General features: G+C 48.3%; 11 protein-coding genes. 9 read left to right on the top strand and 2 right to left on the bottom strand.

The window, feature by feature from the left end; genetic code table 11:
• Positions 1–75 precede the first annotated feature (75 nt).
• The 3 genes from ACIFQN_RS02585 (at position 76) to fhuB (ending at position 4,274) form a co-directional block, all read left to right on the top strand.
• Positions 76–888 carry an inositol monophosphatase family protein gene (locus ACIFQN_RS02585; protein ID WP_429831461.1) on the top strand — a complete coding sequence of 271 codons (813 nt, stop codon included), beginning with the start codon at positions 76–78 and terminating at the stop codon, positions 886–888.
• 270 nt (positions 889–1,158) lie between these two features.
• Positions 1,159–2,190: an ABC transporter substrate-binding protein gene (locus ACIFQN_RS02580; protein WP_429831460.1), complete on the top strand. Its 1,032-nt coding sequence runs from the start codon at positions 1,159–1,161 to the stop codon at positions 2,188–2,190.
• The gene (gene fhuB / locus ACIFQN_RS02575) at positions 2,187–4,274 is read left to right on the top strand and encodes a Fe(3+)-hydroxamate ABC transporter permease FhuB (protein ID WP_429831459.1); all 2,088 of its coding nucleotides are present in this window, start codon (positions 2,187–2,189) and stop codon (positions 4,272–4,274) included. Before ACIFQN_RS02580 ends, fhuB begins: the two co-directional genes overlap by 4 nt.
• Positions 4,275–4,361: 87 nt before the next feature.
• Here the strand turns inward: fhuB and ACIFQN_RS02570 are convergent, their stop codons facing one another.
• Positions 4,362–5,957: a sensor domain-containing diguanylate cyclase gene (locus ACIFQN_RS02570; RefSeq protein ID WP_429831458.1), complete on the bottom strand. Its 1,596-nt coding sequence runs from the start codon at positions 5,955–5,957 to the stop codon at positions 4,362–4,364.
• A 281-nt stretch (positions 5,958–6,238) separates the two neighbouring features.
• Here ACIFQN_RS02570 and ACIFQN_RS02565 point away from each other — a divergent pair, with 281 nt between their 5' ends.
• Entirely contained in the window at positions 6,239–6,391 is a 153-nt protein-coding gene (locus ACIFQN_RS02565) for a hypothetical protein (RefSeq protein WP_429831457.1), read from the top strand.
• Positions 6,392–6,465: 74 nt separating this feature from the next.
• On the opposite strand, the gene ACIFQN_RS02560 is transcribed toward ACIFQN_RS02565, so the two are convergent.
• Positions 6,466–7,899 (bottom strand): MDR family MFS transporter, encoded by a 1,434-nt coding sequence (locus ACIFQN_RS02560; RefSeq protein ID WP_429831456.1) that lies wholly within the window; start codon positions 7,897–7,899, stop codon positions 6,466–6,468.
• 467 nt (positions 7,900–8,366) lie between these two features.
• Here ACIFQN_RS02560 and ACIFQN_RS02555 point away from each other — a divergent pair, with 467 nt between their 5' ends.
• From ACIFQN_RS02555 to ACIFQN_RS02535, 5 genes are all read left to right on the top strand, one after another.
• A complete protein-coding gene (locus ACIFQN_RS02555; protein ID WP_429831455.1) occupies positions 8,367–8,921 on the top strand; it encodes a GNAT family N-acetyltransferase in 555 nt (184 codons plus the stop codon).
• Between the two features lie 526 nt (positions 8,922–9,447).
• On the top strand, positions 9,448–10,503 hold the full coding sequence (locus ACIFQN_RS02550; RefSeq protein WP_429831454.1) for a fatty acid desaturase: 1,056 nt from the start codon (positions 9,448–9,450) through the stop codon (positions 10,501–10,503).
• A 66-nt stretch (positions 10,504–10,569) separates the two neighbouring features.
• Positions 10,570–11,706 carry a sensor histidine kinase gene (locus tag ACIFQN_RS02545; RefSeq protein ID WP_429831452.1) on the top strand — a complete coding sequence of 379 codons (1,137 nt, stop codon included), beginning with the start codon at positions 10,570–10,572 and terminating at the stop codon, positions 11,704–11,706.
• Positions 11,703–12,302, top strand: coding sequence for a response regulator transcription factor (locus ACIFQN_RS02540; RefSeq protein WP_049736718.1), 600 nt, complete (start codon positions 11,703–11,705; stop codon positions 12,300–12,302). Before ACIFQN_RS02545 ends, ACIFQN_RS02540 begins: the two co-directional genes overlap by 4 nt.
• Positions 12,303–12,515: 213 nt before the next feature.
• The gene (locus ACIFQN_RS02535) at positions 12,516–13,499 is read left to right on the top strand and encodes an ROK family protein (RefSeq protein WP_429831481.1); all 984 of its coding nucleotides are present in this window, start codon (positions 12,516–12,518) and stop codon (positions 13,497–13,499) included.
• Positions 13,500–13,512 lie beyond the last annotated feature (13 nt).

The following is a 13,512-nucleotide window of genomic DNA, read 5'->3' as shown; positions in this document are numbered from 1 at the left end:
GGTAAAATATGCCATTTCATCTAAACGTGATAGGATGGAGACAGATATGGAAAATAAGGGAGGGGAATATATCCAATGCACGATGAGGCTCTTGATTGGGGATATTTTGCGGACAAGATCGTTCGTTTAGCTGGGCAAAAAATCATCGGGTTACGAAAAGAGAATCACATAGAGGTAACGCATAAAAACGCTGGAGAACTTGTAACTTCAGCCGATCTCGCCTCCGATCAAATAATCCGTGAAGCGATTACCAGTGTCTACCCTAACCATCGGATTCTCTCGGAAGAAGAATGCACCGATCATGTTTGGGGAAAAGGTTTCTTCGAAGGCCCTCTTTGGATTATTGATCCCTTGGACGGTACCGTTAACTTTGCACGGTATCTTCCGTATTTTGCTATTTCCGTTGCTCTTGCAGTAGATGGCGAAGTTTGGGCAGGAGCCGTGCATGCTCCAGATTTAGGTGTTACTTACATAGGTATTCGAGGAAAAGGGGCATATTGCAATGGGAAACAAATTCATGTTCATCGTTTTGAAGATTTATCTGAAGCGATAATTGGTACTGGATTCCCTCATGATAAAGAAAAAGTACCACGTGCACTTGAAAGAGTGAATCTCTTACGTACGCATTGTAGAGATATCCGTCGCTTGGCGGCCCCAACAATGGATATCTGTTATGTAGCATCTAGCTGTCTAGACGCCCATACGGAGAGCTTAGCTCCTTGGGATGTGGCAGCAGCGGGACTCATCGCACGTGAGGCCGGTGCAATTACTGGACACATTGGAGTAGTCCCTGCAGATTTTCCACAAGAATTATATGGAGAAGAAGTCATTTATGCAAATCCAGGTATATTTGAAGAATTGCTCTCTTTATTACGTTCCAAAGAATAATTGTGGATGATTTGGCAAGTGGTCATGGCTCTTGCTTGCTATTTTCCAGAATAATTCAATTGTTTAAGTAACGGTAGGGATCAGCTCAGGACAGTTCTTGTTCTGAGTTGTGGCTGCCGTTCGTTTTTTATAGTCGTGTACATCGAGCAATCTTTTCGTTGACAAAGATAATGATAATCATTATCATAAACTCTTGAAAGACATGCACAATTTGCCATATAAGGGGTTCACATCGTCGTATCTTTGACAATAGTAAGGGGGAATCATTGCATGCGTTTTGTTAAGCTACCCATTTTGCTCGTATTCTTGTCGGCAATGCTGCTGCTTGCGGCGTGCGGCAATACGAGCACGAGTCCACAGAACGGATCTGCTCAGCCTGCTGCTGCCACCAACCAGCCAGAGGCAGACAAGGCGGGAGAACAGCAGGAGCGGACGATGACGATCAAGCATATGAAGGGAGAAACCACGATCAAAGGTGTTCCGGGGCGCGTCGTTGCATTGGAATGGAGCAGTGCCGAGCATGTATTGGCCCTGGGTATGCAGCCAGTCGGGATTGCCGATATACCCAACATGAAAAAATGGGTCAAGCTACCTGTAGAAATCGCACCAGAAGTAGTCGATGTGGGAAGCCGTCTATCGCCGAACCTGGAGTCCATCATGCTCTTGAAGCCAGATTTGATCATCGGCTTGAAACGAAACGTAGAGGCCAACTACGACGAATTGAGCAAAATCGCCCCAACCATCGCGTACGATTCCAATCCACTCGAGGGCCAAGGCGACCAATATTCCCGAATGATCGATATATTTAAAGAAATTGCGGAGATTTTGGATAAAAAAGCAGAAGCGGAAAAAGTGTTGCAAAACCTCGACAAGACATATGCGGAAGCAAAGGAAAGAATCACGAATGACGGCAAGGACAAAATTCCATTCGTCTTGGCGATGGGCTATAGCAATCAAAATGCAGTAGAATTACGCTTGTCGACTGACAACTCCACAGCGGTAAAAATCTTGGAGCATATTGGCTTGAAAAATGCTTACAAACCAAAAAAATTCGAACTGAATGGAATGACGACAACGGATGTGGAGGCATTGCCACCTCTGCAGGATGCCAACTTCCTGCATATCATCCAGGACGACGATAACGTCATTGAAAATCAGTTGAAAAACAATCCGGTTTGGAACGGTCTTACCTTTGTAAAAGAAAATCGCATCTATGCCTTGGGCGGAGACATGTGGCCTTACGGCGGGCCATTATCTGCAGAAATTATGGCGAAAAAAGCAGCTGATCTGCTGGCGAAATGAGCCTCGCCAAGCGTGCAACGTATGCCCGATCCGACATTCATCCAGCCGCTTCTGTTCAAAGAGGAGGCTGGAGGCCGTTTTGGATGTTAGTGGGCGGGCTTGCCGTCCTGTTGACGCTGACATTTGTGAGTCTGACACAGGGCTTGGCTGATATTTCGCTTCGCTCCGTTGTACAGGCGATTACCTCTCCGCAGGACATTGCCGATCATCAGTTGATTCGCGGTGTCAGACTGCCCAGAACCGTGATGGGACTGTTGGCAGGTGCGGCCCTTGCTGTATCGGGTGCCTTGATGCAAACGGTGACACGTAATCCACTCGCATCGGAGACGACACTCGGGGTAAATGCGGGCGCCTATCTTTTCGTAGTGTTTGGAATGGTCTTTTGGCCAGCTATTTTGCATCAGTATCCGCTTCCTTTTGCCATGGCGGGAGGGATCCTCGCTGCTGTCGCGGTCTACTTTATGGCAGGTGGACGGAGGGGAACCCCTGTAAGGGTTGCCTTGTCCGGGATGATTGTCACATTGGTCTTTTCCTCACTTACCAGTGCGATCATCTTGTTTAACGAAGAGACGACCCAAGGTATTTTTCTGTGGGGTTCTGGTTCGTTGAAACAAAATGACTGGACCGGGGTGCAATTTAGCTGGCCGTTGATTATCGGGGGAATTGTTGTGGGCATCCTGATGGCACGGCAACTGGATGTGCTCTCGTTTAACGAGGAAACAGCACGTTCGCTCGGACAAAAGGTAGGCATGACGCGACTCTTTGCCATGCTTATCGCGATCCTGGTGACATGTGTCAGCGTCAGTGTGGTAGGTCCGATTGGCTTTATTGGCCTTGTCGCACCTCATCTGGTTCGCTTGTCAAAAATGACAAAGCATAGCTGGCTGCTCCCGGTCAGCGCGATTTGGGGCGCAGCGCTGCTCGTTGCTTCCGACACGATCGCACGGACCTTTGTCAATGCGTACGGAGAGCTTCCGGCAGGCGCCATCACCGCAGCTATCGGCGGTCCTTGGCTGATCTGGCTTGCCATGCGGGTCTCTCGCAAAGGCAGCGCAGGCCCTGCCTCGGGCACATCCATGAGTGTCGGCGGTTGGCGCTCGCGTGTTCCTTATCCGGTCTGGATCGTACTCTTTAGCGGGCTGCTCTTAGCCGTCTGGATGGTCAGCCTGTCGAGTGGAAACATGTACATTCCATGGTCTGAGATTTGGGCCATTTTCATAGGTCAAGGCAACGATCTGTACAAACAACTATTATTTGAGCTGCGCATGCCACGGCTGTTGACTGCCGGATTGGCGGGAATTGCGCTCGCGGTGAGTGGTAGCATGATGCAAAGTGCCGTTCGCAATCCGCTGGCCGACCCGCAAATTGTCGGCGTCACGAGCGGTGCTGGCGTTGGGGCGATTTTGCTGCTCCTCGTCTTTCCACACTTGTCAGACTGGATGCCTCTCGGTGCTCTGATCGGGGGCATAGCATCTGCGGCGATTGTGTACGCGGTATCCTGGAGACGAGGACTGAATCCGCTTATTTTGACGCTCGTAGGGATCGCGGTAGCGGCGGCAGGTGCGGCCTTTATCAATATTTTGATCGTACAGGCGCAGCTTGCGGCAGCCCCTGCTTTGGCCTGGATGGCGGGCAGCACATATGGCCGTGGCTATGTAGAAGTAAGTCGGCTGCTGCCAGCGCTCCTTGTCCTGTTGCCATTGGCATGGTGGATGGGCCGAGAAGTGGATTTATTGTCTTTTAACGACGAAAGCTCGATGGGTCTGGGGCTGAAGGTGCGTAATACGCGGCTGAGAGTGGCTGCCATAGCCGTTCTGCTTGCTTCTTTGGCGGTGGCGAGTGTGGGAGCAGTTGGATTTATCGGCTTGCTCGCCCCCCATGCGGCGCGAATGCTGGTAGGATCTCATCATCGCAAGGCAGTGGTCATCTCAGCTTTACTCGGAGCACTGTTGCTTGCGGCAGCTGATTTAATCGGCAGAACCATCCTGATCCCGAAAGATATTCCTTCGGGGATTGTCGTGGCTCTCTTGGGCGCGCCGTATTTGTTCCTGTTGATGTTTGGCTCGGTGCGTTCGTACAAGTAAATAGGCTTCGTAAGTAACCAACAAGAAAAGTAGGCAAGGCAGAAATCTTTTATCCGCTTGTCTACTTTTTTCATTTGGTTGGTCTTTTTAACACTTATTTGCTATCACCGTCCTATTTCTTCCCGATTCCTTAGCCAGATACAAGGCTTGGTCAGCTAGATGTATCAGCTCTTCAGCCGAATCGGAGTGTGAATCATAGTTTGCGATTCCCAGTGAGACGGTAATAGGCTGCCCAATAGGATTTGGACTTTTTTCAAACATCGTGCGAATTCGTTCTGCTATAAGAAAAGCTTCATCAGCAGTTGCATGCGCAACAAGAGCAATGAATTCTTCTCCACCGAAACGACAACATATATCACCTGGTCGGACAGAAGAAGTAATGATATGCGCGAAATGCTTCAAAACATCGTCCCCGACAGGATGACCATAAGTGTCATTGATCGTTTTAAATCTATCAATGTCCATCATTATGAGAGAAAAAGGAGTTTGCCCCACTATCCATTTATGCATGATCGCCTCTAGTGTTCTGCGATTTGTTAATCCGGTTAACGGGTCCGTCATTGCCTCATGTGTCAGTTGATCAGTCTGTTTTTTAATATCCATGAGTGCATATCTGATTGCTTCTGTTAATAAATCGGCCTCTCTATTCCAATGGTGCCCTTCCGTAGGAAGCTGGACGTTTTCTGTACCGATTTTACTCACAAGATTGGCTAGGTCTACAAAAGGTCTTGCCAGTTTCCGTGCAAGCCATATGACTGTCAGCATTACTAACACGAATGGAGGTAGCATATATAGTAGAATGGTTTTGATATGATGACATAATTGTTCGTTCACGACGCTGATAGGCGAAACAACCACTACCCCCCAGCCATTTTCCGGGACCTTTACGTATCCCGCGAGTAAAGTCTCTCCCCTCAAGTTGACCATTTGCTCAAACCCGCTATACCCTTGATTCAGCTTTCGGACGACTTGATTGGCGCTGAGATCTTTGCCTAATTGACTTTTATCGCGATTGAACAGCAAATGACCATTGGATGCTACTACGTAAAAAGACGAACCTAATTCATTGGTCGGGTTATTTCCGAAGATCATGTTTAAAATGTTTTTTTCCTGAAGGTAAATAGAGCCTCCGATAAAGCCTCGGTACTTACCATTCGTATCGTAGATGGGCTCACTCATAAATACGATCAATCGTTTAGAATTTGAGGTAAAGTATGGTTTAGAGATGTAGGGTTTTTGTAATGCTAATGCAGTCTTAGCTTCTTGCGTTGTAATATTTTTACCAACGGTACCGATTGAATCTGGTGAAACATTTCTCACAACTCCGGTTTCATCTACAATCACAATAGAATGAAAGTAGTTACTGCTATTACGCAGTAATTCTAAATTAGGGTATGCTTTATTTGCATGAGGAGCGGGCATTTTTGACAAGATGCTGGCAGAATAGTGCAAGCTGCTCCGCATAGATTTAAACAAAGAGTCAATAGTTTGACTCATCTGGACTGCGCTTGAATAATTTAAAGTCAGCACCGTGTCGACTAGTGACTTTTTCTTAGATTGATAGGAAGCAATGAGAAGAATGGTAAAAGTCAGGGCAACTGATAAGGAAACTAACCCGGTTAGAAGTGTAGCCAGACTTATTTTTTTTCGTTTATTTTGCATTATTTTGAGTAATACAGGCATTGGATGCCGCCCCTTTGTGCGTTAGATACACAAATATGGAACAATAAAAATGTTGGAAAAATTTACACGGGTGAAATGGTAAACTGTATTATAAGCCAAAAAACCCCTGTATGCCATACGGAAATATTTTTATCGTTCATATAAAATTAGCCGTTGAGAGAAGCCCAACGCCTAAGTCCGTATATCCGGTTGTGATCCGACATCCGACAGATGCTGCTCGCCAGCTGGAGAAACGACTAAAGGGAGTTTTTCCTTCGAGCAAACAGGAGCGGGATGCCTTCATGGAAATTCTCGCTACAGCAGGCATTCTGGTTCCAAGTAAGGTCAGACCAGGTCGTGGCGGAAAAAACGACTTTTTTGCCATTGCAGAATGGCGTGGTGAGGATGGCTATTCTGAGCAAGCTGTACACGAATACTTTGGTCCGTGGCTGTAGAGAGAGGGAGGGAGGATGAGAAATTTCTATCCCCCTCACCGTTCATAAGCAGCCGCCGGGGCTTTTTGTGCACGCTACTCCTGCGGGGCCTGCGTACGTTTCGTGAATAGTGCCAGAATGAAGGCGAGAATAGCAAAGCCAAAGCCAATCATAAAGGCATTGTGAACGCCAACCACCATAGCCTCAGTCATTTGGGCAGGGGAAGACGGGTCGGGCGAGTGCTGGAGAAATTTGCGTTGTCCCGAAGCCATGACGCTAATGAAGAAGGCCACGCCAATTGCGCCTGCGACTTGCTGTAATGTATTCAAGATGGCTGTACCATGCGGGTAATACCGAGGAGGAAGCTGGTTTAATCCATTTGTCTGCGCAGGCATCATGATCATCGAGATCGATACCATCAGGCAAATGTGCAAAGCGAGAATGGCCATGGTTGATGTCGTGACAGATACCCGAGTAAAGAACCACATGATGACGACCAAGAACGCCGTCCCTGGAATAACGAGTGTTCTCGGACCGAACTTGTCGAACAGCTTGCCTGTCAGCGGAGAGATGAGTCCGTTTAAAAGGCTTCCCGGTAGCATCAAGAGGCCCGAAGCGAAGACGGTAAGGCCGAGAGCGCCCTGCAACAGAAACGGAAGCAAGGACATGGTCGAGAACAGTGTCATCATCATGATGATCAAAAGGATCGCAGTCTGCGTGAACATCGAAAACTTGAATGCTCGCAGGTCCATGAGCGGCTCCGTTAATCGCAATTGCCGGATGACGAAAAGCAGCAGCGAGACGGCACCGACGATAACCGTTCCGTATACTTGAGGGTTAGACCAGCCGCCATGCCCTTCGCCCGAGCTGCTAAAGCCATACACGATACCGCCAAATCCGATGGTAGACAGGATGATGGACAGCCAGTCGACCTTTGGCTTCGTCGGCTGCGAGACGTTTTTCAAGTAAATGAACGCGAACACGAGAGCAAAAACAGCGAATGGAAGGACGAGAAAAAACAGCCAGCGCCAGCTCAAGGACTCGAGAATCAGTCCGGATAAGGTCGGGCCAATAGCCGGTGCGAACATGATCACAAGCCCGATACTCCCCATAGCAGATCCGCGCTGCTCGGGCGAGTACAGTACGAGAATCGTATTCATCAGAATCGGCAGCATCAGACCCGTTCCGGCCGCTTGCAGCAATCGCCCGATCAGCAGGAAGGCGAATTGGGGAGCGGCTCCGCATACAAGCGTCCCGATTGTAAACAAAAGCAGGGCACCCAAAAACATTTGCCGGGTCGTAAACCATTGCACCAGCAGCGCGGAAGCCGGCACGAGCACGCCGACTACGAGCATATAGCCGGTTGCCAGCCACTGAAGCGTCGATGCCGATACGTTCAATTCGATGACCAATTGCGGAAAAGCGATATTCAGCAGTGTTTCGTTCAGAATTGAGAAAAACGCCCCGATCATAAGCGAGATCATAATCGGAAGCCTTTTTACACCCTCAAGGCCCTGGGAAGTCCCCATATGTACGCTTCGCCTCCTCAAAGATAACTCATTTTTTATTTGCAATCCTCGGGACAATTTATCCTACAGTTCCCTTTATATAACCCTAGTATTTATCGGAGTATCATCGCCATCCGGAAAGTTTGCCTTCGACGTGAACGATTCTCCTGTAAAGCGGTTGGGATTTCCCTTGAACACAATCATCCAAATCAACAAGGTATGCGAAATGACGACTGCTTCTATCACTCCCTTTCCAAAACACCCAAACAAGAACGTACGTTCCTTTCCTGAGTTTTTATTCTAATCTAAAACGGGTAAAAAGTACAGCGATTCATCCTGCCGCTAGTAGAAATGTTTCTCGCCTATTTTAGACAGCTGACGTACAATAAAAGTGATTTTCTACCAAAGGGGAATGTCCAATGAGCCGTGCGAATCTGATTGTTTCAAAGGTGATAGAGGTGAGTAGCGACTAACAAAGGAGCGTTTTCATGACAGTGAAAAACCAAAGCTTGTTTCACGGCGAATTCCTTCGCTTTACAGCGGCTTATCCAGGTGATACCGAGCATATGGCGAGGTTTACCGAGGACTTCGACTATTTGAGGAGGCTGGACACAGATTTTGCTGTCCCCAGTCAGCCCTCTGCCTTTGCGAAGTCCAGCACGCGAAGCGGAAACAGCGTCGAGTTCATGCTTCGCCCATTAGAGAATGATCGGCTGATTGGTTTTGTCGCTTTATTCAAAATCGAGTGGAACAACCGCGCCGCTCATATGGCAATCGGCATCGGTGACCCGAAGGACCGGGGACAAGGCTACGGAGCCGATGCACTGAAAATGATCCTCCGCTACGCCTTCCATGAGTTGAATCTGAACCGTGTCGGATTGGATGTCATCTCCTACAACGAATCTGCCATTCGTGCCTACACCAAAGCAGGCTTCACCGAAGAAGGCAGAATGCGCTCCTCCGTCCTGCGCCAAGGCAAAACCTATGATCGGATCATGATGAGCATCCTGGCAGCGGAGTGGGAAGCACTGCAGAATGGCTGAATAGCAACTACTATGAATACGCATCCCTGACCTAACTGGTCGGGGATTTTTTTGCCTTTTTATTTTTATGCTCCCTGTGAACCCCACATCGAAAACCTCGTTCAACTGTAAAAGCTGGCCGAGGAAAATGGAGAAAAAAGCGAAGATCTTTGGGGAACCAGCCGAGGCGGAATGAAAAAAGAGAAACACGCCCTTAAGCGTCCACCTCTGATTAGCGTCATGAATCGGCTACTTTGGACGCGGTTTCACTTTTTTCATGTAGACGTGCAGGGATGATCCCTCAGCAGGGGCCCCAAGAATCTGGAGCGTTTTCTCCATTTTCCTCCCCACCCCTATAGCCCGACAACCGACCTTTTCAACCCTCCTAAAATTTCCATATAGATGTTCAACCATGACATTTGTCATACCCTCGACTTGACGTTTATGACTACAGCAGGCAAGCTGCATTTTCTACAATAAAGATAGAAAATTGCGTCCGGCAACTCATTCGCCACCCGCGCGCTTCATATCGAGGAGGAAACATGCAATGCACCAAACCAACATCGCTCACTTAAAGAAAGATGTCGCCCCCTTTGAAAAAACAGATACCAAATCGAGCATCAGACAGCTTATCAACACAGTAGGTCCGCTCTTAATATTTTGGTATGGTGCGTACCTGAGCTTGTCTGTCTCGTATTGGCTGACACTCCCTTTGACGATCATCGCAGCCGGATTTATGATTCGTACATTTATTATTTTTCATGATTGCTGCCACCAGTCGTTTTTCAACAACCGTCTGGCAAACGACATACTTGGCACCATTACAGGTGTCATGACTCTGTGTCCTTATGAGCAATGGAAAAATGCACACGCGATTCATCATGCGACGAGCAGCAACCTCGATAAGCGCGGTGTAGGCGATATCTGGATTATGACCGTAGATGAATACTTGGCAGCAACGTGGTGGCAACAGATTGCTTATCGGATTTACCGCAATCCATTTATTATGTTTGGTATTGGCCCAATTTTTGTTTTTGTGTTTCAATATCGCTTTAATCGCAAAGGTGCCCGACGTCGCGAACGGATGAACAATTACCTAACCAATATACTTTTGGTTGGTCTTTACGCGCTCTTGATCTGGGCGATTGGCTGGAAGGCGGTTCTTTTGATTCAAGGTACGATCTTTTACGTCTCTGGCGTAACGGGCATCTGGTTGTTTTATGTCCAGCATCAGTTTGAGGATTCCTATTTTGAAAATGAGGATCAGTGGAACTACGTGAAGGCAGCCGTAGAAGGCAGCTCCTATTACAAGCTGCCGAAAGTACTTCAGTGGATTACTGGAAATATCGGGTTTCACCATGTCCATCATTTGAGTCCAAAAGTTCCAAACTACAATTTGGAAAAGGCGCACAACGAAACTGCTCCTTTGCAGATGGCAACAACGATTACGTTTGCTTCCAGCTTGACGGCACTGCGCTTCCGCCTGTGGGATGAGCGCAATAAACGCTTTATCAGCTTCAAGGAGCTGAAGCAGATGCCGATCGGGAATGAGTCGATCATGGATGCACTCCATCGTCCCAAACCGAGCTTGGAAGGAAAATAACTCTGCCATAAACCTTTCGATTCCTATACACTTAGCGTAAGGGCCGAAAAAAAAAGGTGGGCAGCCATGCAAAAGTGGTATCACATTCTCCATAAAAATACGGGCCTCAGCCCTTACGTGTGGGTAGTCTTTTACATACTACCCTTCTATTTTATTTTTCGATCGTCCTCCACGTACGAGGTCGTGATCGGAATTGTCATGATCATTGTGTTTTTTATTTGCTATGTGCTCTCCTTTCTTTCCAAAGGATGGCTGATCTACTTTTGGACGAGCTTGCAAATTATCATATCTATTGCCATGACGGTGCTGTTCGGATATGTATATTTCTCGCTCTTCCTAGCGTTTTTCATCGGCAACATCCAAAACAAGATTGGGTTCTTTACGTTGTACACGATTCACCTGATCAGCACCGTCGTTACGATCAATATGGGATTCGTCTCGAAAAACACAGAGCTCTTCAACCAACTGCCGTTTGTACTTGTCAGCCTGATTGCCGTTATTTTGCTGCCTGTTACCACGTACAACTGGAACAAGCGGGAGAAATTACAGGGCGAGCTCGAGCACGCGAACAAGCGGATTTCTGAGCTGGTCAAGCTGGAGGAACGTCAGCGGATTGCTCGTGATTTGCACGATACGCTCGGACAGAAGCTCTCCTTGATTGGTCTAAAGACTGATCTGGCCAGCAAATTGATCAGCAAAAATCCGAGTCTGGCCCAAACAGAGCTGCAAGAGATCAGGCAGACAGCGCGGATTGCATTAAAAGAAGTGAGAGAAATGGTCACCCAGATGCGCGGTACGCGTCTGGAGGACGAGATGTTTCGGATCACGCAGATCTTCAAGGCGGCTGAAATTGATTTTGTGCTGGAAGGCAATCCGAATCTGACGAATACGTCGCTCATGACAGAGAACGTGCTTAGTATGTGTCTAAAGGAAGCCGTCACCAACGTCGTCAAGCACAGCAGTGCCACTCGCTGTTCGATCGTGATCGAGCCATCACGGACAGGTCTGGTCGTACAGGTAAAAGACAACGGTATCGGCATGATCGAGGACACGCTCTGCCTGAAAGGCAACGGTCTGCGTGGTATGAAGGAGCGCCTGGAATTCGTCAATGGGAGCATGGAAATCTGCTCTTCGGAGGGATCAACGATTGTCATTCGCGTACCGAATGTCTTCAAACAACCGGAAAAGGAGGCTGGAGCATGATTCGCATAGTGATTGCAGAGGATCAGAGGATGCTGCTCGGTGCTCTTGCTTCCCTGCTCGATCTGGAAGAGGATATGAAGGTTGTCGGCAAGGCCAGCAATGGTGAGGATGCGGTGAAGCTAGTGCATCTGCATAAGCCGGACATTTGCATTATGGATATCGAAATGCCGGTAAAGAGCGGGCTCGATGCTGCTGAGGAGCTAAAGGGCTGTGGCTGCAAGGTCATGATTTTGACAACCTTTGCCCGACCTGGATATTTTGAGCGTGCACTAAAAGCGGGTGCCAACGGATACTTGCTCAAGGACAGTCCGAGTGAGGAGCTGGCGAGCTCGATCCGCAGCATTATGGCGGGGCGGCGAATCTATGCCCCCGAGCTGGTCGATGAGGCATATGGACAGGAAAATCCATTGACCGAGCGGGAAAAGGAAGTGCTCTTGTTGATCGCGGACGGCAAGAATACAAAAGAAATCGCCAGTCAGCTATACATTACCACAGGAACGGTCCGCAACTATATTTCCGTCATTCTCGACAAGCTGGGTGTTAGCAATCGCATTGAGGCGATCATGCATTTCAAGGAAAAAGGCTGGTTCAAGTAACGAGCGATAGAGTAGCGGACAGATCCCTTTCTGGATGACAGGAGGGGGTTTTTCGTATGGAATAGCAGAAAATATCTTTTCAGAATAATCTGGACTAAAACGGAACACTATGCTAAAAATAAATCTAAGTGACTTTATAAAACCATTGGAGAAAGTAATTCAATTCATCTAGAAACGTCAAGTATAGAGTGGGGGGAGTGGTCGGCAGTGGAAATGGACGAGTATGCAATTGGGCTGGACTTGGGTGGGACCAAAATTCTTGCCGGATTGGTAAATGGCGAAGGACAGATTATTAGTCAAAAGCAGCTGCCAACTTCTTCGGATGATGGTGAAAAGGCGGTGATCGGGCGGGTTATGGCAGCGATTGAGTCTGTCATGTCGGGCAAAAACATCAATCACAGGCGAGTGCGTGGTGTGGGAATCGCTTCGGCTGGAGTTATTGATAGCACAAAGAACGAAGTGGTGTTTGCGAGTAATCTGGGGTGGCGCAATGTTCCGATCGGCAAGCTGATTCAGGAGAAGTTCAACTTTCCGGCCCGACTGATGAATGACGCGAATGCCTCGGCGGTAGCGGAATGGATGTGGGGAGCAGGCAAAGGAACGCAAAACATGATTTACGTCACGGTCAGTACAGGGGTAGGTGCAGGTATCATCTGTGACGGTCGCTTGCTTTCGGGAAATGATGGCAGTGCGGGGGAATTCGGGCACATTTCGATTGATTGGAATGGACCGATCTGCCGCTGCGGGAACCGGGGATGTCTGGAGAATTATACGTCTGGTATCGCTATTGAAAATGTGGCGCGGACTAGGCTGGCAAGCGCGGATTCTTCTTTTTCCGGCAGCCTTTTGGAAGGATGTGCGGATCTGACAGCAAAGCAAATTGGGGTAGCGGCCATGCAGGGAGACCAGTTTTCGATTGATATTTTAAAGCAGGCTGGCTTTTATCTAGGGATAGGGGCGACAAGCCTGATCCATTTGTTCAATCCAGAAGTGATCGTCTTCGGTGGAGGTGTGATGAGTACCGCTCCGCTCATTTTGCAGGAGGTTGAAAAGAGTGTAAGGGAGCGTTGTATACCCGGTTTGGCGAGTCAGGTGCGCATTGAGCTAAATCAATTGGGCACAGAATCGGGTGTGATGGGAGCGGCAGGTCTGCTTTTTTCCGAATGGGAGCACGAGAGAAAACTTCAAATTTTATAGCTCACCCCATATT

Source organism: Brevibacillus sp. NRS-1366 (assembly GCF_050467985.1).
This window is presented reverse-complemented; position numbering and strand designations above follow the sequence as displayed.

Coding starts and splice junctions, on each gene's coding strand:
- ACIFQN_RS02550 (WP_429831454.1), top strand. CDS start 9,448: ATGCACCAAACCAACATCGCTCACTTAAAGAAAGATGTCGCCCCCTTT.
- ACIFQN_RS02565 (WP_429831457.1), top strand. CDS start 6,239: ATGGAAATTCTCGCTACAGCAGGCATTCTGGTTCCAAGTAAGGTCAGA.
- ACIFQN_RS02570 (WP_429831458.1), bottom strand. CDS start 5,957: ATGCCTGTATTACTCAAAATAATGCAAAATAAACGAAAAAAAATAAGT.
- ACIFQN_RS02560 (WP_429831456.1), bottom strand. CDS start 7,899: ATGGGGACTTCCCAGGGCCTTGAGGGTGTAAAAAGGCTTCCGATTATG.
- fhuB (WP_429831459.1), top strand. CDS start 2,187: ATGAGCCTCGCCAAGCGTGCAACGTATGCCCGATCCGACATTCATCCA.
- ACIFQN_RS02535 (WP_429831481.1), top strand. CDS start 12,516: ATGGACGAGTATGCAATTGGGCTGGACTTGGGTGGGACCAAAATTCTT.
- ACIFQN_RS02545 (WP_429831452.1), top strand. CDS start 10,570: ATGCAAAAGTGGTATCACATTCTCCATAAAAATACGGGCCTCAGCCCT.
- ACIFQN_RS02585 (WP_429831461.1), top strand. CDS start 76: ATGCACGATGAGGCTCTTGATTGGGGATATTTTGCGGACAAGATCGTT.
- ACIFQN_RS02580 (WP_429831460.1), top strand. CDS start 1,159: ATGCGTTTTGTTAAGCTACCCATTTTGCTCGTATTCTTGTCGGCAATG.
- ACIFQN_RS02540 (WP_049736718.1), top strand. CDS start 11,703: ATGATTCGCATAGTGATTGCAGAGGATCAGAGGATGCTGCTCGGTGCT.
- ACIFQN_RS02555 (WP_429831455.1), top strand. CDS start 8,367: ATGACAGTGAAAAACCAAAGCTTGTTTCACGGCGAATTCCTTCGCTTT.